Origin of the sequence: Streptococcus sp. zg-86 (genome assembly GCF_017639855.1) — a bacterium.
In the GTDB taxonomy this organism is placed as follows: Bacteria; Bacillota; Bacilli; order Lactobacillales; family Streptococcaceae; genus Streptococcus; species Streptococcus zhangguiae.
Genome location: NZ_CP072115.1, coordinates 297,818 through 322,166, shown reverse-complemented (window position 1 = coordinate 322,166; position 24,349 = coordinate 297,818). Strand labels below are relative to the sequence as shown.

Here is a 24,349-nt window from a genome sequence, read left to right as displayed (position 1 = left end):
GAATGTTGATTTATCAAGGTTTTACAAGCCAGACAACTACTGCGCCAAACTGTTGAATCTACAAAAATAATGAGGTCAGGGACTTTTGTCCCAACCCCTTTTAATCTTTATTCTCTAACGCGCGCAACATTTGGTCAATCTTGTTCCCATATTCAATGGATTGGTCTTTTTCAAAGACCAGATCTGGGATTTTATACAAGGTGAGCTTGCGGCCAAGTTCCCGTTTAATGGTTCCTTTTGCTTTTTCAAGCCCTGTCTGCGCTTTTTGATTTTCTGAAGCCAAATCACTCATAATAGAGTAATACACTTTAGCCACAGATAAATCCCCAAGCATCTGCACATCTGTGATTGTTACGCCTTGGACACGTGGATCACGGACTTTCTTTTGTAAAATCTCATTGACTTCACGTTTTATTTCCATGCCAACACGGTCTGTACGAAAATGATTTGCCATATTCGTTCCTCCTTTTTAAAGGATTTTCTGATTGAAAATCAAGCTAACACTCTGCAACTGAGTCATCTAATCAAGCCACCTAATAAGATACGGCAAATGGCACGATAGCTAAAACTAAAATACACCCTAAAAACTGTGTGAAACAGAATTGTGTTCTAGCTAAAAGTCGCTATGACAAAGAAACAATACTGTGACTGCTTTAGCAGACTACAGCTTTGGCTCCCTTTAGGGATAGATTCATCCGCCTTCAGCGAACGCTTCACAAATCTCCTAGTTGCCGTAGCTGTTACAAGCTGGGCGCGTTCTACGGACACGGATGCCCTTGGGGTATCAGGACTTTTTTAACGCTCTCACTACTTAGCTAACTGAACACGCCCTAAACACTGTGTGAAAAAGACAAATCTTCCTAGAGCCTACAGGCTCTACGTCAGATTTGCTATTTTCACTTGGTGTTTTACGGGCTTTGTATCTTATTTTTTAATCTCTTCCATGATGTAGGCTTCGATGACATCGTCAACTTTGAGGTCGTTGTAGTTGTCGATCATGAGTCCGCCTTCGCGGCCATTAGTGATTTCTTTGACATCATCTTTGAAATGTTTTAAACTAGCAAGTTTTCCATCAAAGACAACAACACCATCTCGAATGACACGAACGCTTGAGTCACGAGTAACTTTCCCGTTAATCACCATAAATCCACCGATTGTTCCCACTTTCGAAACTTTAAAGGTTTCACGAACGAGTGCTTCACCGATAATTTTTTCTTGGTACTCAGGATCCAGCATACCCTTCATCGCATCTTCCATCTCTTCGATAACCTTGTAGATGATACTGTGGAGACGAATTTCGACATCATCAGCTTCTGCTTGTTGGCGTGCCTGTGGTGTAGGGCGGACACTAAATCCAATGATGAAGGCATTTGATGCTTCTGCCAAGGTTACATCAGATTCATTAATTGCACCAACTGCTGAATGGACGATATTAACACGAACACCTTCTACTTCGATCTTCTGAAGAGAAGAAACAAGTGCTTCAACCGACCCTTGTACGTCGGCCTTGATGATGACATTAACAGATTTGACTTCTCCAGCTTTAAGAGTATCAAAGAGATTCTCAAGACTAACACGTTGAGTAACTTGACGTTGTTTCAAGAGGGCACGTTTTGCACGTTCTTCCCCTGCCGCACGCGCTGATTTTTCATCTTCATAAACTGCAAAATGATCACCAGCCATCGGCGCTTCATTTAGACCTGTAATCGAAACTGGAGTAGATGGTCCGGCTGCTTTCACACGACGACCAAGGTCATTGGTCATAGCACGAACACGTCCAAAGGTATTTCCGACAACGATTGGGTCTTGCACATTCAAGGTACCTTGTTGAACAAGAAGAGTCGCTACTGCACCTTTACCTTTATCCAAATGCGCTTCAATAACCGTACCAATCGCACGAACAGTTGGATCAGCTTTCAATTCTTGAATTTCAGCAACCAGTAAAACGGTTTCTAGCAATTCATCAATATTTTGGTTGAATTTGGCTGAAATTTCGACAAATTCACAGTCACCACCCCAAGCTGTTGAGATAACACCATGCTCCGCCAATTCACCAATTACACGCTCAGGGTTCGCACCTGGCTTGTCAATCTTGTTAATGGCTACAATGATTGGAACATTGGCTGCTTTAGAGTGATTGATTGCCTCAATAGTCTGTGGCATCACACCATCATCTGCGGCAACGACCAAAATCGTTAAGTCCGTAACCGATGCTCCACGTGCACGCATACTTGTAAAAGCCGCGTGTCCTGGTGTATCAAGGAAGGTGATTTTTCTACCACCTTCTTCAATTTGGTAGGCACCGATATGCTGCGTGATTCCCCCAGCTTCACCTGTTGCAACACGTGAATTCCGAAGGGTATCTAAAAGAGTGGTTTTCCCGTGGTCAACGTGTCCCATAATCGTTACAACAGGTGGACGTTCGACCATTTCTTCTTCGTTAAGATAACCATCTTCCACAAAGAAGCGCTCGATATCCGCATTATCCACTTCAATCTTTTCTTTGGCTTCGATTCCGTAGTCCACCATCAACAATTCAATGGTATCACCATCTAAGGATTGATTTTGAGTCGCCATAACCCCCATCATAAAGAGCTTCTTCACAATTTCAGCTGGCTCACGCTTGATGCGTTTAGCAATTTCAGCGACTGTCATACCTGATGTGTATTCAAACTCTGTAGGCAATTCGTGGAACTTACGTTCAGTGACAGGTTTCACAACTGGTTGTTGCTTGCCTTTTTTGTTCTTCTTGTTTGGATTCCAGTTACTATTTTTTTGATTTCTCACTTGATTTTGACTATTTCGATTCTTTTGTTGTTTCCGTGGACCGTCTTCTTCGTGATCAAAATCATCACGACGTTTTTCTGGTCGAGTTTGTTTTTTCCGACGTTTGTCTGCGGCAGGTAGTTCTTCCATAACTGCTGGCACGACCTTCTTAGGTTTTGGTTCCATCACAGGCTCTTCAAACTTAATTTCTTTTGGTTTTTGTGGTTGTTTTTTCGCTTCTTGCGCTTGGCGGAAGCGTTCTTCACTCGTACGGGCATATTCTTGCAATTGTTCTGCTTTTAAAGCGGCCGCCCGTGCTTTAAAATCAATTTTAGCTCTCGTTTCTTCTACTTTTGGAGCTTGCTCTGGACGATTTGGACCTCTGCTCGCTTGAGCTGAACGTTTATCAAAACTTTGTCCCTTATTTCTACGGTCCTGCTCTTTGCGGTCACGATGTGGTTTTTGCTGACCATTTGAGCCTTGCTCTTGCTGACGCCCTTGATTCTTGCCTTGATTTCGTCTAGCTGCTTGCTCTTTGGCACGCGCTTCACGCTCTGCCTTAAAATTTCGACTTTTGGGACGATTTGGAGTAGTTTGAGGGGCGACTGGTTTTGTTTCCTTGCTCACCTGTTCTACCACTTGCTCTGTCTTTTTAGAAGCAACTTCTGGTTTTACTTCTTGAACAGGGGCTTTTTCAACCACTTTATCAGCTACCTTTTCCACTGTCTTTTTCACTGCAGAAAATCCGTCAACAATCCGTTGTGCAACTTCTGCTTCGACACTAGATGAGTGACTTTTGACCTCAATTCCTAATTCTTTTGCCTTGGCGACAATTTCCTTGCTTTCTTTGCCCAATTCCTTGGCAATCTCATACAATCTCTTCTTAGACAATACCTTGTCCTCCTGTTCTATTCCATAATAGACCTCATTTTCTTAGTAAATCCAGCATCTGTCACAGCCAGCACCTTACGTGGTTTGCCAACTGCCGAGCTTAATTCCAGCGTTGAAAACGCGGTAACGACTTCTACCTGATAGGTATGGCTTTTATCTGTCACTTTCTTACTGAGATTTGGACCAGCATCATGCGCCAAAAAGACCAGTTTTGCTTTTTGCTTTTGAATGCTCTCAACGACCAGCTCTTCGCCTGAAATCAAACGACCAGCCCGTTGTGCTAATCCTAGTAAATTTAATAGTTTTTGCTGGTTATTCAAGACCCAATTCTCTCCTTTTGATCTTATGATCAACATAGGCAATCAATTCGTCGTAGAATTCGACAGCTACTTCCATGCTAAAGGCACGGTCAAATGCACGTTTTTTCTTAGCCTGAGCTGCTTCGGTATTATCAAGCTTGATATAGGCTCCACGACCATTTGCTTTTCCTGTTGGATCAATGAAGACTTGGTCTTCTTTATTTTTCACAATACGCAACAAATCACGCTTGTCAATGATTTCTCCAGAAACAACCGATTTTCGTAAGGGGATTTTTCTAGCTTTTGCCATAAGTACCTCCAGACAATCTTATTCGCCTGCTTCGTCTGTTTCTACAGTTTCTACTTCACCATATAAGGCTGCTTCCATTGCTTCGTATTCTGAAGCTGATTTGATGTCGATACGGAAACCAGTCAAATGAGCCGCTAAGCGAACGTTTTGTCCACGACGACCAATGGCAAGTGACAATTTATCATCTGGCACAACAACCGTTGCGTGTTTACCATCTTCTGTGTCAAAGATAACTTGATCGACTTCTGCTGGGGCAATGGCATTGTAGATAAATTCTGCTTCGTCTGGTACCCACTCGATGACATCGATATTTTCTTCGATTGGAATCATACGATCTAACTTAGCATCATAGCGTGCTGGGTGGAATTTCCCAGTAATTTTCTTGATGTTCGAACCACCACGTCCGACAATTGTTCCGATAGCATCAACATTGGGATTATGGCTACGAACAGCAACCTTGGTACGGTCACCTGCTTCACGGGCCACACTCATAATTTCCACCGTGCCATCATACACTTCCGGAATTTCTTGCTCCATTAAACGCTTAATCATTTCTGGATGACTACGGCTAACAAATACGTTAACCCCACGCGCATTATCTTCAACCTTGTAGACATACACTTCAATGCGGTCATGCGATTGGAAAACCTCACCAGGAATCTGATCTTGCTTAGACAATTGTGCTTCGATATTACCCAAATTAACATAGATGAAACGGTTGTCAAAGCGTTCAACAGTTCCAGACATGATTTCTTTTTCATGAGCCTTATAGGTATTATAAGTAATCGCACGTGTTTGCTTGCGCATTTTTTCCATAATGGTTTGTTTGGCAGATTGAGCAGCTACTCGACCAAATTCTGCTGGTGATTCTTCAAACTTAATCTTATCCCCTAATTCATAGGCTGAAGAAATAGCCAAGGCATCTTTTAAACTAATTTCCAGACGACTATCAAAGACTTCGTCTACAACCTCACGGACAGTATAGACACGAAAGTCTCCTTTTTTCTCATCAAACTCAATAGCAGCCGATTCTGATTGACCATAGCGGCGCTTATAAGCTGAGCGAAGCGACTCCATAACCGCCTCAATGATGTCTTCCTTTTTGATCCCCTTGTCTTCCTCTAAAATACGGAAGGCTTCTAGCATTTCTTTACTCATCTTGTTCTCCTTTTTCTCAAAAGGTCCTTTCTTTTAAATTTTTACAGCCAGACGTGCTTTCGCTACTGTCTGATAGGGAATGGTTACTTGTTTCTTTCTTGTTTTATCCATGTATTCTATCTGTAATTCCTGGTTCTCAAAGGAAAGGAGCGTTCCTTCAAACACCTTGTTTTTTTCAATTGCTTGATAGAGCTTTACATGAATGTATTGACCAACAGCCTTTTCAACTGATTCAGCATTTTTTAAGGGTCGCTCAAGACCAGGGCTAGTGACTTCTAGCATATACTGTTCTGGAAATGGATCCGGTTGAATCTGATCCAACAGCGGACTAATCACTTCGGACAGCTCAGCCGTATCATTGAGGGAAATGCCTCCCTCCTTATCTACAAAAATCGATAGGACATAGTCGCCACCCATCTTGCCATACTCCACATCAACAAGCTCATAAGGAGCTACAATGTGAGGAGTAATCGCCTGCGTGACAATGTCTACAATCGTCGCCATGGGAATACCTCCTTCTAGATACATATCGAAAGGGCTGGCACAAAACCAACCCTCCTTTTTCTCTATTTTTTCCTATTATAGCACAATTCCAAGGCTTTGTAAAGGAATATGCGTTTATCGTGGATAAACGCATGAAACAACTATTTCCGAATTATAGTCTGAATAAAAACAATTTATTTTAAGGTTCTTCTATAGTAAAAACACTAAACCATGTTCAATTCTTTATGAAAAATCCGAATTATGAAATACAGAAAACGTTATTTTCTCTCTAAAAGTCTTTCATGTATTTGGCGTGCTGTTTGTCTCACTAGCATTACTGCTTTTGATGAATTCTATTCGCACATATTTGTTAAAATGCTGCTTCGACACGGTAAATGACTTGACCTTTTTTAGAGAATTTTTCTTCATACTCCGTCATGACATTGTCTTCCATGTCACTAGCATGTAAATCCAACCAGACACCATTTAATGTCATGCCATACTGAGAAAAGCTCACGAGGCTATACTCAAACAGTCCACGGTTATCTGTTTTAAAGTGAATTTCACCCTTCTCTGGCAAAATTTCCTTATAAGTATCCAAAAAACTCTTATAAGTCAGACGGCGCTTTTCATGGCGTTTCTTCGGCCAAGGATCCGAGAAATTGAGGTAGAGCCGATCAATCTCTGCTGGCGCAAAATAATTGGTCAAACTCGATCCGTCCACCTGCAATAATTTGATATTTGGTAAACCTGCTTCGACGACACGATCCAAGGCATAGCTTAACACAGTCATCTGGATGTCAATCCCAATGTAGTTAATCTCTGGATTCTGAGCCGCCATTCCCGTGACGAAACGCCCCTTCCCAGATCCAACTTCAATATGAATAGGATTACCATTCCCAAAAATATTGGCCCATTTCCCCTTACAGTCCTCAGGAGTTAGGATAACATACTGAGGATATGCCGCTAGCATGTCGCTAGCTCCTTTACGATTTCTTACTCTCATACTTCCTTATAGTAGCTCTTACGGAAATACCGTAAGGCATAAATTTCTTTATTTGCTGCCTCCATGTCATAACTTTCGACATGTTTTGTAATTTGATTCAAATAGCCTAGTTGACCATACCAGTAAATCTTATTTAAAACCGTTTGGTTGTACTTGTATCCATAGCTTCTGAGCCACTCTTCCCATGATTGTCTTGGAATATAGTGGGTCAGTAAGTAAGCCACATCCAGCATCCGATCTGTCACACAAGCTGTTTCCCAGTCTGTTAGATAGATTAACCCACTCGTTGTTTCTACCCAGTTCGTATGGTGTAAATCCCCATGAACAAAAGTAGCCGTATCTTTCCGAAAACTTGGGAGATGATGTAATAAATCGCTACAAACAGACTGAAGATAGGTGTTTTTAGCCAGACGAGCTGGTGCTTCTTGCTGCCATTTGCGAACCAAATCCTGCGGTTCTTGATAAGTATAATTTAGCTGTAAGGCCTGATTCAGCAACATTTTGGAATAATGCATCCGTACGAGGATTTGCTGAATTTGCTTTCCACCCATATCTGATCGAGTCAGGGTATGACCATTCAACCACTCCTGCTCAACACGTTGCCCAACTCCCAATTCACGATTGGCAGAAAGAACAGGCGGAGTAATTTGCTCATGCGCTAGGGCTGAAACAATCGGAGGCATTTCATACTTGACAAAAACGGGTGTCCCATCTGTTCGCATCCCCTTAAATGCTTTACCACTATTTCCTGCGATTGATTGCAGACGAAGTCCGCTTGTATCAAATTGCATGCCATTTCTCCTTTAAAAAATTCTTTACTATTTTACTAGTTTTCACCTTATTAGTCAATCAATTTCTTTGATTTCACACCTAGGTAGACATGAGTTAAAACAAGACCCATTCCGACTATGACTACAAGGTAAATTTTCTCTCTTAAAACCATGAAGCCCACTCCTAATTGTAAGGCTAGCAGTCCATACATAAGTCCTCGAATCACACGCTGAAAACTCATTCGTTTAGCTTGCGCAGAAATCGGATAAAGTCGACTCACATATTGATAATCATAGACATGATACAAAGCTAGCAACTGAAACAACAAGAGATAATCAAAGAGGACCGTCAACCCAGTTGCCAACCAGGATTCTTGAATCAAACAAAGGCTGGCTAAAGTCAAGGCAAGCAAGCGAACACTCAACCAGAAAAAATCCCCCGACCGTAAAAAACCACGTAAAAAGAGATAAGCCCATGTGCTATCCTGTCTTTTCTTGACCAGATTTAACACAAAATCCAGATACTGACGCCGCTTGACATCACTGCTAATTCCCTTGACATGGGTAAAGAGGGAGTAGAATTGCAAGATATTTTGCTTCCGCTTGATTTCATACTGAATTGCCCTATCCCAATCAAGACCACCTTGTGCTGTTGCAAAACCGGTCGTAAAGGTTACCCAAACAGATTTCCCCACCGATAACAGACAAAGATAAATCACAAAGATAGGAACTGTCCAGCCTAATTTCAAATACAAGGGAAATAGCAAGCCTTGCCCCACCACTTGAATACTCCCCCACAAGATAATGGCACGCAGTCGAGCAGTTTTAATTTGCTGGTCAATGGCCATTTCCTTGGGCAACAAAAACTGTCGATCCGCTGGCTCGATATAGGTCGCTATTCGTCCAGCAAAAAAGAGCAAGGCGGTGACGAGAACAAGCAAGATAGAAACACCCCAAGGATTGGCTGGGAAATGTTCTAAAAGTTCTCGGTATTGCAAGGCCAGAAAACCAAGCAAAACCATTAAGACCAAAACAAAATGATCATTTAAGACATAGCGGAGATACTTCAGACAACGCTCGATAAACGCTCGTCTACGCTCTTGAAAGAGTTCTGTCATGCCTGCTCTCCTTCTTTAGTAAGAGCAAGATACAATTCATTCAAGCTAGCTTCTTTTCGACCAAATTCTGCCTGTAAGGTTGCTAAATCTCCCTGTGCACGTACCTGTCCTTGGTGTAAGATGACAAAGCGATCACACATTTTTTCAGCTGAATCAAGAACATGGGTTGACATCAAAATAGAAGTCCCCTTGGCCTTTTCTTCTTCTAACAAGCGAATCAAATCATCAATCGCTACCGGATCCAAGCCCAAAAATGGCTCATCAACAATCAACAAAGTAGGATTGACCATGAAAGCACAGATAATCATGACCTTTTGCTTCATTCCCTTAGAAAAATTTACTGGAAACCAGTCGAGTTTTTCATCTAAACGAAAGAGTTCAAGCAACTGCTGTGCACGAGAAAGGGCCTGTTCGACATCCAAATCATAGGCCATAGCCACCACTTCCAAATGCTCTTTTAAAGTCAACTCTTCATAGAGGCTTGGCGTTTCTGGAATAAAACCAATTTTCTTCCGATAGTTTTGTGGATTCGACTGAAGACTCTCTCCATCAATTAAAATCTGTCCCTGATACGGCGATAAGAGTCCGATAATCTCTTTAATCGTCGTCGATTTTCCTGCACCATTTAGACCAATCAAACCAACCAATTCTCCATCTGCCACTTGAAAGGAAATATCTTTCAAGACCGGAATATTGACATAGCCACCTGTCACATTTTTTACTTCTAACATACATTTTTTCCTATAATTTGATATACTTATTATAACAGAATTTCAAAAAAGAGGTTTACTTTATGTCAGATTGTATTTTTTGTAGCATCGTTGCGCGCGACATTCCCTCATCAACTATTTATGAAGATGAAAATATCCTTGCTTTTTTAGACATTACCCAAGTGACAAAAGGACATACTTTGGTTATCACAAAACAGCATTTCCGTAATCTGCTTGAAATGGACCAAGCAGCAAGTGCTACCTTATTTGCCAAGATTCCCGTGATTGCAAAGCATCTCAAAGATACCCTCGGAGCAACTGGCGTCAATCTGATTAGTAATATGGAAGCAGCTGCCGGTCAGACAGTTTTTCACACCCATATCCACCTCTTACCTCGCTTTGATGAGCAAGATGGACTGCACATTGCCTTTGAGACCAAGGAACCCGATTTTTCAGCCTTAGCTCAACTAGCCGACCAATTACGTTTGGAGAAATTATGAAAGTAACACACCTCATCGCAGCAGGAACAGCTGCTACTCTCTCCTATCTAGCAGTTAAAAACCGCGATAAAATCGCTCAAGAAACAGCTGAAACCAGAGATATCATTCACCGGATAAAGGACCACTCTCAAAAAGTCCAAGACAGTCTCGCCCTTATCCAATCCTATCAAGAACCTCTACAGGAAATGGCAGAAGAAATCCAATATAAGGTAAAAGTCTACCAACAAAGCATTGCTGGCAATATCAGCGAAATTCAGAAAGTGCAAAAGAAATACCAAGAAAAATAAAGATGCTACTAGCATAATATCTTCCTAAATAACAAAAAGACGATCTGCATCGTCTTTTTTTGCTGTATAAATACTAGAAAATCGAACTACTATGTTATGGTAAATTGCATAAAGGTTAGGCTCCCCAATTTGTAAAAACAACTTGACGGAGCTATTAATCGCCCTCTTTATTGTGAAGAATCAAGTCCTGTTTCTCCTACAAATGTGGTGCTACCTCCAATCGGAGCTGTTACTCCAGGTAAACCTGTATAAGCATTAATTAATGGGATAGAAGCTACCGAATCAGCTACCCTAACATTAGTCTTCAATTCAGTAGACGTCGGTAAGCCTAGGGAACTCTTAATGACATTTTGAATTTCTAGCAATTCTTCACTTGTCGGAATTTGGTAGTATAGTTCATCTACTAACTGACCATTTCCGACTAACTGATAGGTTTCAATATTCTTTAAGGAATCCTTATAGCCTAATAAGCCCGGCAAACTTGACGGAGTAATGGCTACATTGGTACGCATATTATTGGAAACAGCATTTAAAATCGGCTTGTATTGGGTAATCCCGTCTAGTTGCAATAACTTTCCAACGACCGCTTGAATCACTTCACGCTGCCTTTTTTGGCGACCAATATCTCCTTCAGGATCATCATAACGCATACGAGAGTATACAAGAGCCTGATTTCCATTAATATGCTGAACTCCTGGGTCAACAACTGAAGTATAGACCGGTTCATGCTCGCTGATTGAAATCGGAAAACCTAAGGTATTATTTACCGTAATGCCCCCAACTGCATCAACCAACTCAATCAGACCATCCATATTGATTTCAACATAGCGATTAATGTTAATATCAAGCATTTTTTCAACCGTTGCAATGGCCATCGGAGCTTGACCATAACTATAGGAATGGTTCAGTTTTTCTACTGTTCTGCTAGACGTTCCATCTGCATTTGCAATCTCAACCATAATATCGCGTGTCAAACTGACCATTGTCGTCTTTTGGGTCTTGGGATTAACGGTTACCAAAATCATGGAATCGCTCCGTCCATCTTCCCAGTTCCCACCACGGCTAGCCTGGTCCATATCAACCCCCATCAGAAGAACAGCAAGAGGTTCTGTTGCTTCAATGACCTTGTCCTCTTCTTGTCCTTCGATGGACTTATAGGTTTTTGAAAAACTCTCAGTTGAATAATTCAAAACAGTTGTTGCATATAATGCTCCCGCACCGACAGTCAAGCCAATAATGGCGAGTAGCATGAGAAAAATTTTCTTACCAATACTCATTTATCATCTATCAGCTTGCCCATATAATACAGGTCAAGCCATTCCCCTTCATCTGTTCTTGCACCCCATTTTTGAGTGCCTTCTATTTCAAAACCCACCTTCTGATATAAGGCAACAGCTCGCTCATTTCGAGCTTGAACCGTCAGCTCTAGCCGTTTGATGATACCGTAGCTTTTTGCCCATTCAATCACTTCTTCTAGTAAAATACGTCCGATACCATGTCCCCAATAGTCCTTTCGTAGAGCGATAAAGACATTCCCGATATGACTGATTCGGTACTGCTTTGAAGCACGAACGGTGACCGCTCCAATCACCTCTTCCCCGCATAAAGCAAGAAGATGAAGTTGGTTTGGACTACTCAGACTATTTTCAAAAATAACTGCTAGCTCATCTGGCGTAAACTGAAAACCCGTCTCATCCATAACAAGAAAGTCTGTCTCAATTGCCACCTGATTCATAAAATCAATAAAGGCTGCCGCATGTGTGCTGTCAGCTTGTTCAAAAAAGATTTCCTTCTCAATCTGTCCCATGTTCAATCTCTTCTACTAGCATTTGACTGCGTTTCCCATGAGCCTGCAAGGATAGTTGGCGACCAAAGCTAGTCTTTTCAATCACAATCGTGAGAAAATCATGCAAGAGGGAAGCCTCTAACAACTCTCCCCACTCAATCACTGTCACACCATCTCCATATAAAAAATCATCTAAGTCAATCGAATCTGGATCATCTCCAATACGATAAACATCCAAATGATAAAGCGGCAGGCGCCCCTCATATTCACGAACAATGGTATAAGTCGGACTTTTTATCATCTGCTGAATCTCAAGACCTAGAGCAATTCCCTTGGTTAGCGTAGTTTTTCCAGCCCCTAAGTCTCCTGTTAAAACAAGGACATCTCCTGCCTGCAACTGCTGACCAATCCGAGTGCCTAGCGCAATTAATTCTTCTTCGTTATGGCTTTTCATGCCCTATATTATACCATAGAAATAAGACTTTGTCATTTGATTATGGAAGACTTTAGTGAATTGAATAAAGGTTAGGATACCGTTCAGTCGCTTTACTTCAATAGTCCAGTGGACTTGTTGAAGGTTGGAAATAGGGATTATGGAGTAATCCTCAATTAACGCCAGTTCTATCTGCAGCTCCTTGCCTTCTTCTATTTCTTTCTCAATCCACTATAAATATAAAAAACGAATAAGCCTGTCAAGACCTATCCGCTTCAATGATATATACCCCATTCTTTATAAAATGGCTAAGATAATGAAGTTCAGAATGAACAGAGCTGTTGCTCCCCAAAGAATTGGGTGAATTTCTTTCGTCTTTCCAGTTGATACTTTGACCAAGCAATAGAAGATAAAGGCTGCTGCAATTCCGTATGAAATGGAGAAGCAAAGTGCCATGAAGAAGGCTGCAAAGAAAGCTGGTAGAGCATCTTCAAAGTTGCTCCAATCCACATCAAGGAAAGAAGAAACCATCATGACCCCAACGATGATAAGTGCTGGAGCAGTTGCAGCGGCTGGAACAATCCCTACAAATGGCAAGATTAAAATAGAAAGTAAGAACAAGACAGCTGTCGTAACTGCTGTCAAACCAGTTCGACCACCTGCTGAAATACCTGCAGCAGACTCCACATAGGTTGTTGTATTTGAAGTTCCGAAAATCGCACCTATAGAGGTACCAATGGCATCCGCAAAGAGGGCCTTATCCATTTTTGAATTGAAGCCTTTTCCGTTTTCAAGAGCTGCTTCATCTTCTGCTGAGAAAATACCTGTCTTACGACCAGTTCCGATAAAGGTTCCAAGCGTATCAAAGGTATCAGACAAACTGAAAGCGAAAATTGTCATAAGGACCAATGGCAAGCGTTCTGTATTGCTGAAGAGAGAAGCCATGCCACCAAAAGCTGCAAGGAAGGTTGTTCCCAATTCTGCAAAGGCACTACCGATATGATTTTCTGCAAAATTAATAGAAGAAATATCGACTACACCGATTGGAATTCCCGCAAGAGTTGTTGCAATAATCCCAATAAGAATCCCACCGCGAACATTTTTAATAACTAAGATAGCTGTTAAAATCAAACCAAAGACGGTTAAGAGAACACTAGGATTTGTAAAGGTTGAAATCGCTGGAACAACTCCACCACCTGCAAAAACAGAAAAGACACCATTTGAGAAAGTATCTGCTGTTGCATCAGCAGGAGCCACACCATTGACTGTAATAATATCAGAACCTGACGTTAAAAATGTGATGAGGTTAGCATTTTTGAAACCAAGATAGGCAACGAAAACCCCAATACCACCACCAATCGCATGTTGTAAGCTAACTGGAATCGCCTTGATAATACTCTTACGTACCTTTGTAACCGTGATAAAGATGTTGAACAAGCCACAGAGGAAGACCATAGCAAGAGCTTCCTGCCAAGTAAAGCCAAGACCGATAACAACGGTATAAGTAAAGAAGGCATTCAATCCCATCCCTGGTGCTAGCGCATATGGAACATTAGCAAATAAGCCCATGATTAAGGTAGAAACCGCGCTGGCAATAATAGTTGCCAAGAACACCGCTTGAGAAGGCATTCCTGCTACACTAAGTACACTTGGATTGACAAACAAGATATAGGACATGGCAAAGAAGGTCGTCATACCCGCCATTATTTCTGTTGAAACTGTTGTTCCATTTTCTTTTAGACCAAAATAGTTGTCCATTTTTCAAAAAATCTCCTTTATTTACGAACGATAAACACATTATAACCTAAAAATATTCACTTTTCAAGTCTATTGTTCGTGAAAATGTTTTCTTTTTTTACTATTTCCCTGTTTCTACTCTAAAACGTTCGGTTTTTCCGATGCTTTTTTCTAATTATAGACTGATAAGACGAACTCTTTTCAATTTCCTTCCAACTCTCTATGTTTTGCCAGACAGAGCTTAATCTGTTATACTGAAATGTATTAGCTGACTGAAAGGAGTTCCTGTATGACAAAAAAAATGATTGCTCTCGATTTGGACGGAACCTTGTTAAACAACAATAGCCAATTAAGTGACCTTACTATTGAAACCATTCGACAGGTCCAAGAAGCAGGCCATACTGTAATTATCGCAACAGGTCGTCCCTACCGCATGGCACGCCAGTATTACCAAGATTTAGGACTTTCCACTCCCATGATAAATTTTAATGGCTCACTGATTCATATTCCTGAACAGCGCTGGAAATGGGAGAAAAATATTCTCATCGATAAGCATTATCTGATTGACTTTCTAAAAGAAGAAGAACGATTTGAAGCCGATTTTATTGCCGGAGAGTACAAAAATAAGTTTTTCATCACCCAAAATTATTTAGATCATTTCAATCCTGCTCTTCTAGGAGTCGAGCAAATTACCCCCGATACTCTGATGAAACCAGAACGTATTACAACAGATCCTCACTCTATCTTGATGCAGACACGAGCAACAGATAAATACGCCCTAGCCGATGAAATCAGCCACCATTTCAATAATGAGCTGGAAATCAATACTTGGGGTGGTCCTCTCAATATCCTTGAGACCTGTGCAAAGGGCGTTACCAAAGCCTCTGCCTTATCCTATCTCCTCGACCACTACCGTATGGACGCAAAGGATCTCATTGCCTTTGGCGATGAACAAAACGATGTCCAAATGCTCTCCCTAGCAGGTATTGGCTATGCCATGAAAAATGCAAGTGACACTCTTCTTCCACATGCTGATCGTCTGACAGAGTTAACAAATGACCAAGACGGCGTGGCAAGAGAGCTACGCAAACTATTTTTAGACTAAGGAATCAATTCCCTCTTTGGGCGTTGATTTTTTGTAGGCTGATGATGATCCTACTCAGTCAAAATCACCGTTCACATTTTTGATATAGTGAATTGAATAAAGATTAGGACATCGTTATACTCTATAAAAATCAAAATCTGACTAGACAACGAAATCGTAGCTAGAACTGAAGTTCAGCAAGGTGAGTTAACGACGTCAGACTTTGATTTTTGACGAGTATAAGTCGCTTTGCTTCAATAGTCCAGTAGACTGTTGAAGGTTGGAAATAGGGATTATGGAGTAATCCTCAATTAACGCCAGTTCCATCTGCAACTCCTTGCCGTGTCCTATTCCTTCATAAGATACGAGAGCGTATAAAGCACAAAGTGAAAATAGGAAATCTGACGAAGAGCCAAAGGAGAGTTTGCTCTGCAAACTCCTATCACTCACCTCCAAAGGTATACTATACCTTTGGAGCTAGGAAGACTTATCTTTTTCACACAGTGCTTAGCCCGTGTTCAGTTTCATAAGATACAAGGGCGTCAAGAGCAAAGTATACCCATAGGGCATCCGTATCTGTAGAACGAGCAAGCTCGTAACAGCTACGGTAAGATAGGAGATGGACGATGTGTTCGGTGAACACAAGGCAATCTATCCCTAAAGGGAGCCTCAGCTGTAATCAACTAAAGTTGGAACATCTGAGTCTCTTTTTTACATAGCTCTTAGTCCGTGTTCAGTTCTCAATCCACTATTATTGTTCTCAGAAATAGGGACATGAATACCCCCAACAATGTAGAGAAGTGTTGGAGTAATCGGATGTCACACTTCTCTGTCATCTTTTTTTCTTATTTCAGAATCCTCCAATTCCTTTATTTATCAACTCTCATGCAAACTTGTTTGTAAATGTATAGACCATTTTTCAGAAATCCTTGAAAAATTTACTTCCAAACAGCACATATCTACTTGACAGAGGATTTGAAAACGTTTTATAATAAGACAGTTCGGAAATGTCGGCTCAAAATAGCAACATGGAGAACTTTAGTCATTGATTTAGACTACAACATTCAGAAACTGTAGATAGGCACAATATACTGAAGGTAGCTTGTTCAATGATTGGAAAATTACTTAGGAGGAAACATAATGAGTATCGGAATCATTATTGCAAGCCATGGTGAATTTGCTGCAGGTATTCATCAATCTGGTTCGATGATTTTTGGCGAACAAGAAAAAGTTCAAGTTGTAACCTTTATGCCAAACGAGGGGCCAGACGATTTATACGCTAAATTCAACGATGCCGTGGCTACTTTTGATGCGAATGACGAAATCTTGGTTCTTGCTGACCTATGGAGTGGGTCACCATTTAACCAAGCAAGTCGTGTTATGGGAGAAAATCCAGACCGCACCTTCGCTATCATTACTGGCTTGAATTTGCCAATGTTAATTCAAGCCTACACAGAACGGATGATGGATGCAAATGCAGGCGTTGCCGCTGTCGCTGCTAACATCATCAAAGAATCTAAAGACGGAATCAAAGCCCTTCCAGAAGAATTGAACCCTGTAGAAGAAGCAGCCGCTGCACCAACAGTTGCAGTCGCACAAGCTGCTATTCCTGAGGGAACAGTCATCGGAGATGGGAAATTAAAAATCAACCTTGCTCGTATTGACACACGCCTCTTGCACGGTCAAGTTGCAACTGCTTGGACACCTGATTCAAAAGCAGACCGAATCATCGTTGCTTCTGACTCAGTAGCTGCTGATTCACTTCGTAAAGAATTGATCAAACAAGCTGCACCAGGAAATGTCAAAGCAAATGTCGTACCAATCCAGAAATTGATTGACGTTGCAAAAGATCCTCGCTTCGGAAATACCCATGCCCTTATCTTATTTGAAACACCTCAAGATGCACTTCGTGCAATCGAAGGCGGTGTGCCAATCAAGACCTTGAATGTCGGCTCAATGGCGCATTCAACTGGTAAAACCATGGTCAACAATGTACTTTCTATGGACAAAGAAGATGTCGCAACCTTTGAAAAATTACGTGATTTAGGCGTTGAATTTGACGTTCGTAAGGTGCCAAACGACTCGAAGAAAGACTTGTTTGACTTAATCAACAAAGCAAATGTGCCCCACTAATTTCTAATTAGAAATTGTGGTCTGATTGACGGTTTCATTCATCGGCAAACTTGAGCTGTTCGCCTATCACACTTGGGTATGCCTATCCAGATGAACCCAATTCAATCATTCTTGGCACAATAAGAGGAAGAAACAATCGTTTTCAACCTCATCTTATATCGTTATGAAAAGAAAGGATTTATCATGTCATTACTTTCAATGATTTTGGTCGTCGTAGTTGCATTCCTTGCTGGTATGGAAGGTGTCCTCGACCAATTCCAATTTCACCAACCAATCGTTGCTTGTACCCTTGTCGGTCTTGTAACAGGTAACCTTGCAGCTGGTGTTGCACTTGGTGGTGCACTTCAACTTGTCGCTCTCGGCTGGTCTAACATCGGAGCTGCTATCGCTCCTGATGCTGCTCTTGCTTCTATTGCTGCTGCTATCATCCTTGTAAAAGGTGGCGACTTCTCACAAGGAGCTATCAGCGTTGCTCAAGGGATTGCTATCCCTCTTGCGATTGCAGGTCTTTTCCTTACAATGCTCGTTCGTACTGCTTCTGTTGCTCTTGTGCACGGAGCTGATGCTGCTGCTGAAAAAGGAAACTTCGCTGCAATTGAACGCTACCACTTAATCGCTCTTTCACTTCAAGGACTTCGTATCGCGATTCCTGCCGCTCTGCTTCTTGCGATTCCTGCTGAGTCTGTCCAAGCTATGCTTAACCTCATGCCTGAGTGGCTCAAAGGCGGTATGCAAGTCGGTGGTGGTATGGTAGTAGCTGTTGGTTTTGCTATGGTTATTAACATGATGGCAACCCGCGAAGTATGGCCATTCTTTGCGATTGGTTTCGTACTTGCTGCTGTCACTCAAATCACCCTTATCGGTTTTGGTGCTCTTGGTGTTGCCATCGCCCTTATCTACCTTCACCTTTCAAAAACAGGTGGAAATGGTGGCGGAGGTGCTACCTCTAACGACCCAATCGGCGATATCTTAGAAGATTACTAAGAAGGGAGATTTACAATGTCAGAAAAACTACAACTTTCCGTAAACGACCGTAAAAAAGTATGGTGGCGTTCACAATTTCTTCAGGCTTCTTGGAACTTCGAGCGTATGCAAAACTTGGGTTGGGCTTACTCTTTAGTACCTGCTCTTAAAAAATTATACACGAACAAAGAAGATCAAGCTGCGGCTCTGAAACGCCACATGGAATTCTTCAATACGCACCCATACGTAGCTGCTCCTATTATCGGTGTGACACTTGCTCTTGAAGAAGAACGTGCAAATGGTGCGGACATTGACGATGCTGCAATCCAAGGGGTAAAAATCGGTATGATGGGACCTCTTGCTGGTATCGGTGACCCAGTCTTCTGGTTTACTGTTCGCCCAATCCTTGGTTCTCTTGGTGCCTCTCTTGCCCTTACAGGAAACATCATCGGCCCACTTCTCTTCTTCATCGCATGGAACTTGATTCGTATGTCCTTCTTGTGGTACACGCAAGAAATCGGCTACAAGGCTGGTTCTGAAATTACCAAAGACATGTCAGGTGGTATCTTGCAAGACATCACAAAAGGAGCTTCTATCCTTGGTATGTTTATCCTTGCTGTCTTGGCACAACGTTGGGTATCTATCAACTTTGCCTTCAAAGTATCTGAAGTGCCACTTGCGAAAGAAGCATACATCCATTGGGATCAATTGCCAGCTGGTAGCGAAGGAATTCGCCAAGCCTTTGAACAAGTTGGTCAAGGACTTTCACAAACTCCTACTAAGGTCACAACCTTCCAAGATAACTTGAATGGTTTGATTCCAGGATTCATGAACTTGCTCCTTACCTTCCTATGTATGTGGTTGTTGAAGAAAAAAGTTTCTCCAATCACTATCATCATTGGACTCTTTATCGTTGGTATCCTTGCTCGTGTAGCAGGTATCATGTAATACTCGCCAAACATCAAACTCTGACCTTGTTCACTCACCTTGCTGAACTTCAGTTCTAGCGGTACTGCATTGCATAGTCAGAACGTTAAGGTTTACAGAGTATCAAAAAAGAAGGTTTCGGCCTTCTTTTTATGATATAATAAGAAGAGCAACACGAAAGGATGACTCATGGCACAATCGCAAAATAAACAGGTCGATTTTCAGACAACTGGTGTTTCCTACCTTGGCATCGGAGGAAAAGTCGGCAAATTTTTAGTTGGTGACAAGGCTCTAGAATTCTACGCCGATGCCAATGTGGAAGACTATATCCAAATCCCTTGGGAAAATGTCCTACAAATTGGTGCAAATGTTTCTGGAAAAAATGTCAGCCGGCATTTCCAAGTCTTTACCGATCAGGGGAAATTTCTTTTTGCCTCTAAAGATGCTGGTAGCATTCTCAAACATGCTAGAAACTATATTGGTAATGAAAAAGTCGTTAAATTACCCACTCTTTTACAAACAATCGGTCACTTTTTTAAAAATCTATTTGCCAAAAAGTAAAAAATCAAGTATAATCATCTCAACGGATAAGTAGTATCAGGCGTTTTTCAGAAAGTCTGCGGTCGCTGTGAGCAGATAAACAAGTGATATGAAATTCTACCGTTTAAACCACTTTAATAGAAAAACAAGTGCACTCATGTGAAGTTGGATGGAACCGTGGCTCTGTCACTCCAACACGTTCATGGGTGTATTTTTTATAGGAGGAAAATCATGTTAGATATCAAACGTATTCGTGCCGATTTTGACGGTGTCGCTACAAAACTCGCAACCCGTGGAGTAGCAACTGAAACCCTAGCTCAAATCAAAGAACTCGATGCCAAACGCCGTGAGGTATTGGTCAAGGTAGAAGAGCTCAAGGCCGAGCGCAATACCGTATCAGCTGAAATTGCCCAAGCAAAGCGTAACAAGGAAAATGCAGACGATAAGATTGCAGCCATGCAAACACTCTCTGCAACGATCAAGGAACTCGATGCTGAACTCCTTGCAATAGACGAGGAATTACAAGCTATTCTCGTCATCTTACCAAATACACCCCATGATAGCGTACCAGTTGGGGCAGACGAAGAAGAAAATGTCGAAGTGCGTCGTTGGGGAACACCGCGCGAATTCGACTTTGAACCAAAAGCGCACTGGGATCTAGGGGAGGACTTGGATATTCTTGACTGGGAACGTGGAGCCAAGGTAACCGGCGCTCGCTTCCTCTTCTATAAGAACCTCGGTGCTCGCTTGGAACGTGCCCTCTATAACTTCATGCTTGATGAGCATATCGCTGAAGGTTATCAGGAAATCATCACTCCTTACATGGTCAACCACGATTCTATGTTTGGAACAGGGCAATATCCAAAATTCAAGGAAGATACCTTTGAACTTGACCAAACCAACTTTGTCCTTATCCCAACAGCCGAAGTACCGCTTACCAACTACTACCGTGATGAAATTTTAGACGGTAAAGACTTGCCTATTTACTTCACCGCTATGAGCCCATCTTTCCGTTCAGAAGCTGGCTCTGCTGGCCGTGACACTCGTGGTTTGATTCGCCTGCACCAATTCCATAAAGTTGAAATGGTCAAATTTGCCAAACCAGAAGAATCTTACGAAGAACTAGAGAAAATGACAGCCAACGCAGAAAACATCCTTCAAAAACTAGGACTTCCTTACCGCGTTCTTGCTCTTTGCACAGGCGACATGGGCTTCTCCGCTGCGAAGACCTACGATTTAGAAGTCTGGATTCCTGCCCAAAATACCTACCGTGAAATTTCTAGCTGCTCTAATACTGAAGATTTCCAAGCACGCCGTGCCCAAATCCGCTACCGTGATGAGGCAGATGGTAAGGTCAAACTCCTTCATACCTTAAACGGTTCAGGACTGGCTGTAGGTCGTACTGTCGCTGCCATTCTTGAAAACTACCAAAACGCAGACGGCTCTGTGACTATTCCAGAAGTCCTTCGACCATACATGGGCGGGGCAGAAATCATTGCACCGAAATAAGACCGTTTTATAGAATAGAGGAAGAGCTATCCTCTAGCCCTTCTTCTGATTTTAATTCGCGACCTCACAATTCAGAAAAACAGTACAATGATCTTTCATTTTCTGTAGTTTTAAGGTTAGAAAATTTGCGAGCGTAGCGAGCACAATACCGCCACCTCCGCCGTGCTAAAAGTGGGAGTGAGACAGAAGTCGTGATTTCGCTGAAATCGATTATCCTCGCTCCTTTGTTTCTGGGCTCGGGCTAAAATAATCCACTGGATTATTTTACTCCGAAGGAAGTCGCTGATGTCCGAAAGCACATGAGGATGGTGGCAATAAAAAGACTTTTTCTTCAAGCTGAAACCAGTTGAGCAATGCTCAACTGGTTTGATGATTATAAATGCTGCCACATTCCCCTATTTCATCTCTTTTTGGCGAGACTGAGAAGCTAAAGAACTATGTTTGCGTGAAAGAAAATCCGACTCGAAACTTAGGGAATGATTTTTTACAGAAAAATGTAAGACTGGAAGTCTAGGAAGCGATTTTTCTCGAAAGAAGGCAAAACTTAGAAGATAGGGAGCATATTTTTCGTGAAAAAAGCGAAACTTGAAACTTAGGGAACAAATCTTTCATGGAAGAAGACTAGACCTGAAACTCAGAGAGCATTTTCTCACAGAAAAATGTAAGACTGGAAGTCTAGGAAGCGATTTTTCACAAAAGAAGGCAAAACTTAGAAGATAGGGAACTATGTTTGCGTGAAAGAAAGTGAAACTTGAAACTTAGGGAGCAAATCTTTCGTGAAAGAAGGCTAGACCTGAAACTCAGAGAGCATTTTCTCACAGAAAAAAATGAAACCTGAAAGATAGACACTTGACGATAGAAAACTAGATACGTTTGTATAGTGAATTGAATAAAGGTTAGTCGCTTTGATGAACGCCAGTTCTATCTGCTGATCCTTGCCTTGTCCTATTTCTTTCTCAATTCACTATAATGTAGGAAGTAGCAGAAGAACCCAAAAGTGAGGATAGGCGATTTCGATGAAATCACGCTCTTCCTCACTTTTTAATATTTTCGGAAACGCTCATACCGTTCTGCGACTAATTGTTCTCTTGAACGAGATTGTAACTCTGCAAAGCTAGCAATCAACTCTTCTTTCAAGACTTCCACAACTTCTGTTTGACTGCCTTTTTCTGAAATAACCTTGTCAACCACTCCCATTTCCAATAACTCATAGGAGGTGATTTTCATGAGCTTGGCAGCTTCCATAGCACGACTGGCATCTTTCCATAAAATAGAGGCAAATCCCTCTGGACTAAGCACTGCATAGATTGCATTCTCTAACATCCAGACTCGGTCTGCTACTGCTAGGGCGAGTGCGCCACCTGATCCCCCCTCACCGATGATCAGAGCAATAATGGGAACCTTTAAATCACTCATTTCCATGAGATTACGAGCAATCGCCTCCCCTTGGCCACGCTCTTCCGCACCGATTCCTGGATAGGCTCCAGCCGTATTAATCAACGTCAGAATTGGCCGACCAAATTTCTCAGCCTGCTTCATCAAGCGCAAGGCCTTTCGATACCCTTCTGGATGTGGCTGACCAAAATTGCGCTTGAGATTATCCTGCAAGCTTTTCCCTTTTTGGATGCCCACAACTGTCACAGGCTCTCCACCCAAAAAACCGACTCCACCGATGACCGCACCGTCATCACGAAATTGACGATCACCATGCAATTCCATAAAGTCATCTAGGAGCAGACGCGCATAGTCCAGACTGGTCAATCGAGCCTGATCACGTGCCTGCCGAATGATTTTTGCTATCTCCGTCATCTCTTTCCTCCATGCAATCGGACTAGGTAGCCAATGGTTTCCCGTAATGCTTGCCGCTTGACAATCGCATCGACAAATCCATGTTCTTGTAAAAATTCAGCCTTTTGAAAATCATCTGGTAGCTGCTCTCGAACAGTCGTTTCAATCACACGACGGCCCGCAAAGCCTACTAAGGCTTGTGGCTCAGCTAGGATAATGTCACCCTCCATAGCAAAGGAGGCGGTTACCCCACCTGTCGTTGGATCGGTCAAAATGGTCAAATAGAACAAACCTGCATTGGAATGGCGCTTAACAGTTGCAGAAATCTTTGCCATTTGCATGAGGCTCATAATCCCTTCCTGCATCCGAGCACCGCCCGAAGCTGTAAAAAGGACGACCGGCAACTGTTGCTCTGTCGCATATTCAAACAAACGGGTGATTTTTTCGCCGACCACGGTCCCCATACTAGCCATGATAAAGGAGGCATCCATAATACCGAGTGCTACTTCCTGACCTAAAATCTCTGCCTTTCCTGTCAATACCGCTTCATCCAAACCTGTTTTCGCACGGACTGCTGCTAACTTTTCGGTATACTGGGGGAAATTGAGAGGATTGGTCGTTTCAATACCTGTAAACAATTCTTCAAATGTTCCCTCATCAACAGTTAAGGCCAGACGCTCATAGGCACTAATGCGAAAGGTGTAGGAACAATGCTGGCACATTTTCTCCTGACCCAACTCTTTCTGATAAATCAGACGTTTGCAGGCAGGACATTTTGAAAATAGGGCATCCGGCACTTCGGGCTTATTCTGAGAAGTTGTGTTAATGAGCGATCGATTGGGATTGATGCGAATGTATTTATCCTTTTTTCTAAATAAAGCCATTGGCTCCTCCTTCTTTACTACTGATTAGCCTCACTTCTACTCGTCAAAAATCAATATCTGATGTCGTTAACCCTGCGGTTTTTAGGACACAAGCTACGCTAGTTTTATCTATCACCTTCCACAATTCTCAATTGCAAGGGGCGAGCTGCGCTCTTTCTATTTCCAGCCTTCCACAATTCTCAATTGTAAGGGGCGAGCTACGCTCTTTCTATTTCCAGCCTTCCACAATTCTCAATTGTGGAAGTTAGTCAGATGTTAATTTTTATA

At 42.1% G+C, this 24,349-nt stretch carries 23 protein-coding genes and 2 pseudogenes; 8 read left to right on the top strand and 17 right to left on the bottom strand.

Annotated features, from left to right (window positions below):
- Positions 1–100: 100 nt before the first annotated feature.
- From rbfA to J5M87_RS01670, 11 genes and pseudogenes are all read right to left on the bottom strand, one after another.
- A complete protein-coding gene (gene rbfA / locus J5M87_RS01715) occupies positions 101–454 on the bottom strand; it encodes a 30S ribosome-binding factor RbfA (RefSeq protein WP_154607682.1) in 354 nt (117 codons plus the stop codon).
- Positions 455–924: 470 nt separating this feature from the next.
- A pseudogene (gene infB, locus J5M87_RS01710) lies at positions 925–2,904 on the bottom strand (translation initiation factor IF-2); the annotation flags it as partial.
- 50 nt (positions 2,905–2,954) lie between these two features.
- A pseudogene (locus J5M87_RS09890) lies at positions 2,955–3,657 on the bottom strand (translation initiation factor IF-2 N-terminal domain-containing protein); the annotation flags it as partial.
- Between the two features lie 17 nt (positions 3,658–3,674).
- Positions 3,675–4,013 carry a YlxQ-related RNA-binding protein gene (locus tag J5M87_RS01705; protein WP_154607684.1) on the bottom strand — a complete coding sequence of 113 codons (339 nt, stop codon included), beginning with the start codon at positions 4,011–4,013 and terminating at the stop codon, positions 3,675–3,677.
- A complete protein-coding gene (rnpM, locus tag J5M87_RS01700) occupies positions 3,970–4,266 on the bottom strand; it encodes an RNase P modulator RnpM (RefSeq protein ID WP_154607685.1) in 297 nt (98 codons plus the stop codon). The genes J5M87_RS01705 and rnpM overlap by 44 nt, the downstream gene beginning before the upstream one ends.
- Before the next feature lie 18 nt (positions 4,267–4,284).
- On the bottom strand, positions 4,285–5,424 hold the full coding sequence (gene nusA, locus J5M87_RS01695) for a transcription termination factor NusA (RefSeq protein ID WP_154607686.1): 1,140 nt from the start codon (positions 5,422–5,424) through the stop codon (positions 4,285–4,287).
- Positions 5,425–5,457: 33 nt separating this feature from the next.
- A complete protein-coding gene (gene rimP, locus J5M87_RS01690) occupies positions 5,458–5,928 on the bottom strand; it encodes a ribosome maturation factor RimP (RefSeq protein WP_067086524.1) in 471 nt (156 codons plus the stop codon).
- Positions 5,929–6,277: 349 nt separating this feature from the next.
- On the bottom strand, positions 6,278–6,913 hold the full coding sequence (gene trmB / locus J5M87_RS01685; RefSeq protein ID WP_154607687.1) for a tRNA (guanosine(46)-N7)-methyltransferase TrmB: 636 nt from the start codon (positions 6,911–6,913) through the stop codon (positions 6,278–6,280).
- Positions 6,910–7,704 (bottom strand): cell cycle regulator CcrZ, encoded by a 795-nt coding sequence (gene ccrZ / locus J5M87_RS01680; protein ID WP_154607688.1) that lies wholly within the window; start codon positions 7,702–7,704, stop codon positions 6,910–6,912. Before ccrZ ends, trmB begins: the two co-directional genes overlap by 4 nt.
- 50 nt (positions 7,705–7,754) lie before the next feature.
- A complete protein-coding gene (locus J5M87_RS01675) occupies positions 7,755–8,801 on the bottom strand; it encodes an ABC transporter permease (protein ID WP_154607689.1) in 1,047 nt (348 codons plus the stop codon).
- Positions 8,798–9,532 carry an ABC transporter ATP-binding protein gene (locus J5M87_RS01670; protein WP_154607690.1) on the bottom strand — a complete coding sequence of 245 codons (735 nt, stop codon included), beginning with the start codon at positions 9,530–9,532 and terminating at the stop codon, positions 8,798–8,800. The genes J5M87_RS01675 and J5M87_RS01670 overlap by 4 nt, the downstream gene beginning before the upstream one ends.
- A 62-nt stretch (positions 9,533–9,594) precedes the next feature.
- Between J5M87_RS01670 and J5M87_RS01665 the strand changes: the two genes are divergently transcribed.
- Both J5M87_RS01665 and J5M87_RS01660 read left to right on the top strand, forming a co-directional pair.
- On the top strand, positions 9,595–10,011 hold the full coding sequence (locus J5M87_RS01665) for an HIT family protein (protein WP_154607691.1): 417 nt from the start codon (positions 9,595–9,597) through the stop codon (positions 10,009–10,011).
- Entirely contained in the window at positions 10,008–10,298 is a 291-nt protein-coding gene (locus J5M87_RS01660) for a chemotaxis protein (protein WP_154607692.1), read from the top strand. The genes J5M87_RS01665 and J5M87_RS01660 overlap by 4 nt, the downstream gene beginning before the upstream one ends.
- A gap of 167 nt (positions 10,299–10,465) precedes the next feature.
- Here the strand turns inward: J5M87_RS01660 and J5M87_RS01655 are convergent, their stop codons facing one another.
- From J5M87_RS01655 to J5M87_RS01640, 4 genes are all read right to left on the bottom strand, one after another.
- Positions 10,466–11,575, bottom strand: coding sequence for an LCP family glycopolymer transferase (locus J5M87_RS01655; protein ID WP_154607693.1), 1,110 nt, complete (start codon positions 11,573–11,575; stop codon positions 10,466–10,468).
- A complete protein-coding gene (locus J5M87_RS01650; RefSeq protein WP_154607694.1) occupies positions 11,572–12,105 on the bottom strand; it encodes a GNAT family N-acetyltransferase in 534 nt (177 codons plus the stop codon). The genes J5M87_RS01655 and J5M87_RS01650 overlap by 4 nt, the downstream gene beginning before the upstream one ends.
- Positions 12,092–12,538 carry a tRNA (adenosine(37)-N6)-threonylcarbamoyltransferase complex ATPase subunit type 1 TsaE gene (gene tsaE, locus J5M87_RS01645; RefSeq protein WP_154607695.1) on the bottom strand — a complete coding sequence of 149 codons (447 nt, stop codon included), beginning with the start codon at positions 12,536–12,538 and terminating at the stop codon, positions 12,092–12,094. The genes J5M87_RS01650 and tsaE overlap by 14 nt, the downstream gene beginning before the upstream one ends.
- Positions 12,539–12,814: 276 nt before the next feature.
- Positions 12,815–14,275, bottom strand: coding sequence for an NCS2 family permease (locus tag J5M87_RS01640; protein WP_154607696.1), 1,461 nt, complete (start codon positions 14,273–14,275; stop codon positions 12,815–12,817).
- Between the two features lie 268 nt (positions 14,276–14,543).
- Here J5M87_RS01640 and J5M87_RS01635 point away from each other — a divergent pair, with 268 nt between their 5' ends.
- From J5M87_RS01635 to serS, 6 genes are all read left to right on the top strand, one after another.
- Entirely contained in the window at positions 14,544–15,359 is an 816-nt protein-coding gene (locus J5M87_RS01635) for a Cof-type HAD-IIB family hydrolase (RefSeq protein ID WP_154607697.1), read from the top strand.
- A gap of 1,119 nt (positions 15,360–16,478) precedes the next feature.
- On the top strand, positions 16,479–17,471 hold the full coding sequence (locus tag J5M87_RS01630) for a PTS sugar transporter subunit IIB (RefSeq protein ID WP_154607698.1): 993 nt from the start codon (positions 16,479–16,481) through the stop codon (positions 17,469–17,471).
- Between the two features lie 183 nt (positions 17,472–17,654).
- On the top strand, positions 17,655–18,455 hold the full coding sequence (locus tag J5M87_RS01625) for a PTS mannose/fructose/sorbose transporter subunit IIC (protein ID WP_119876022.1): 801 nt from the start codon (positions 17,655–17,657) through the stop codon (positions 18,453–18,455).
- A 15-nt stretch (positions 18,456–18,470) separates the two neighbouring features.
- Positions 18,471–19,382, top strand: a complete 912-nt coding sequence (locus J5M87_RS01620; RefSeq protein ID WP_154607699.1) for a PTS system mannose/fructose/sorbose family transporter subunit IID — start codon at positions 18,471–18,473, stop codon at positions 19,380–19,382.
- A 168-nt stretch (positions 19,383–19,550) separates the two neighbouring features.
- On the top strand, positions 19,551–19,922 hold the full coding sequence (locus tag J5M87_RS01615; RefSeq protein ID WP_154607700.1) for a DUF956 family protein: 372 nt from the start codon (positions 19,551–19,553) through the stop codon (positions 19,920–19,922).
- A gap of 210 nt (positions 19,923–20,132) precedes the next feature.
- Complete coding sequence (gene serS, locus J5M87_RS01610) at positions 20,133–21,410, top strand: serine--tRNA ligase (RefSeq protein WP_154607701.1); 1,278 nt, start codon at positions 20,133–20,135, stop codon at positions 21,408–21,410.
- Between the two features lie 1,041 nt (positions 21,411–22,451).
- On the opposite strand, the gene J5M87_RS01605 is transcribed toward serS, so the two are convergent.
- Both J5M87_RS01605 and accD read right to left on the bottom strand, forming a co-directional pair.
- Positions 22,452–23,219, bottom strand: coding sequence for an acetyl-CoA carboxylase carboxyl transferase subunit alpha (locus J5M87_RS01605; protein WP_154607702.1), 768 nt, complete (start codon positions 23,217–23,219; stop codon positions 22,452–22,454).
- Positions 23,216–24,082 carry an acetyl-CoA carboxylase, carboxyltransferase subunit beta gene (accD, locus tag J5M87_RS01600; protein ID WP_154607703.1) on the bottom strand — a complete coding sequence of 289 codons (867 nt, stop codon included), beginning with the start codon at positions 24,080–24,082 and terminating at the stop codon, positions 23,216–23,218. Before accD ends, J5M87_RS01605 begins: the two co-directional genes overlap by 4 nt.
- Between the last annotated feature and the right edge of the window lie 267 nt (positions 24,083–24,349).

Excerpts from the sequence above, each read along its gene's own strand:
- J5M87_RS01605 (WP_154607702.1), bottom strand. The coding sequence starts at position 23,219 with ATGACGGAGATAGCAAAAATCATTCGGCAGGCACGTGATCAGGCTCGA.
- tsaE (WP_154607695.1), bottom strand. The coding sequence starts at position 12,538 with ATGAAAAGCCATAACGAAGAAGAATTAATTGCGCTAGGCACTCGGATT.
- rimP (WP_067086524.1), bottom strand. The coding sequence starts at position 5,928 with ATGGCGACGATTGTAGACATTGTCACGCAGGCGATTACTCCTCACATT.
- J5M87_RS01705 (WP_154607684.1), bottom strand. The coding sequence starts at position 4,013 with ATGTTGATCATAAGATCAAAAGGAGAGAATTGGGTCTTGAATAACCAG.
- J5M87_RS01650 (WP_154607694.1), bottom strand. The coding sequence starts at position 12,105 with ATGGGACAGATTGAGAAGGAAATCTTTTTTGAACAAGCTGACAGCACA.
- trmB (WP_154607687.1), bottom strand. The coding sequence starts at position 6,913 with ATGAGAGTAAGAAATCGTAAAGGAGCTAGCGACATGCTAGCGGCATAT.
- J5M87_RS01675 (WP_154607689.1), bottom strand. The coding sequence starts at position 8,801 with ATGACAGAACTCTTTCAAGAGCGTAGACGAGCGTTTATCGAGCGTTGT.
- J5M87_RS01630 (WP_154607698.1), top strand. The coding sequence starts at position 16,479 with ATGAGTATCGGAATCATTATTGCAAGCCATGGTGAATTTGCTGCAGGT.
- ccrZ (WP_154607688.1), bottom strand. The coding sequence starts at position 7,704 with ATGCAATTTGATACAAGCGGACTTCGTCTGCAATCAATCGCAGGAAAT.
- nusA (WP_154607686.1), bottom strand. The coding sequence starts at position 5,424 with ATGAGTAAAGAAATGCTAGAAGCCTTCCGTATTTTAGAGGAAGACAAG.
- accD (WP_154607703.1), bottom strand. The coding sequence starts at position 24,082 with ATGGCTTTATTTAGAAAAAAGGATAAATACATTCGCATCAATCCCAAT.
- rnpM (WP_154607685.1), bottom strand. The coding sequence starts at position 4,266 with ATGGCAAAAGCTAGAAAAATCCCCTTACGAAAATCGGTTGTTTCTGGA.
- J5M87_RS01635 (WP_154607697.1), top strand. The coding sequence starts at position 14,544 with ATGACAAAAAAAATGATTGCTCTCGATTTGGACGGAACCTTGTTAAAC.
- J5M87_RS01665 (WP_154607691.1), top strand. The coding sequence starts at position 9,595 with ATGTCAGATTGTATTTTTTGTAGCATCGTTGCGCGCGACATTCCCTCA.
- rbfA (WP_154607682.1), bottom strand. The coding sequence starts at position 454 with ATGGCAAATCATTTTCGTACAGACCGTGTTGGCATGGAAATAAAACGT.
- J5M87_RS01625 (WP_119876022.1), top strand. The coding sequence starts at position 17,655 with ATGTCATTACTTTCAATGATTTTGGTCGTCGTAGTTGCATTCCTTGCT.
- J5M87_RS01670 (WP_154607690.1), bottom strand. The coding sequence starts at position 9,532 with ATGTTAGAAGTAAAAAATGTGACAGGTGGCTATGTCAATATTCCGGTC.
- J5M87_RS01660 (WP_154607692.1), top strand. The coding sequence starts at position 10,008 with ATGAAAGTAACACACCTCATCGCAGCAGGAACAGCTGCTACTCTCTCC.
- J5M87_RS01620 (WP_154607699.1), top strand. The coding sequence starts at position 18,471 with ATGTCAGAAAAACTACAACTTTCCGTAAACGACCGTAAAAAAGTATGG.
- J5M87_RS01655 (WP_154607693.1), bottom strand. The coding sequence starts at position 11,575 with ATGAGTATTGGTAAGAAAATTTTTCTCATGCTACTCGCCATTATTGGC.
- serS (WP_154607701.1), top strand. The coding sequence starts at position 20,133 with ATGTTAGATATCAAACGTATTCGTGCCGATTTTGACGGTGTCGCTACA.
- J5M87_RS01640 (WP_154607696.1), bottom strand. The coding sequence starts at position 14,275 with ATGGACAACTATTTTGGTCTAAAAGAAAATGGAACAACAGTTTCAACA.
- J5M87_RS01615 (WP_154607700.1), top strand. The coding sequence starts at position 19,551 with ATGGCACAATCGCAAAATAAACAGGTCGATTTTCAGACAACTGGTGTT.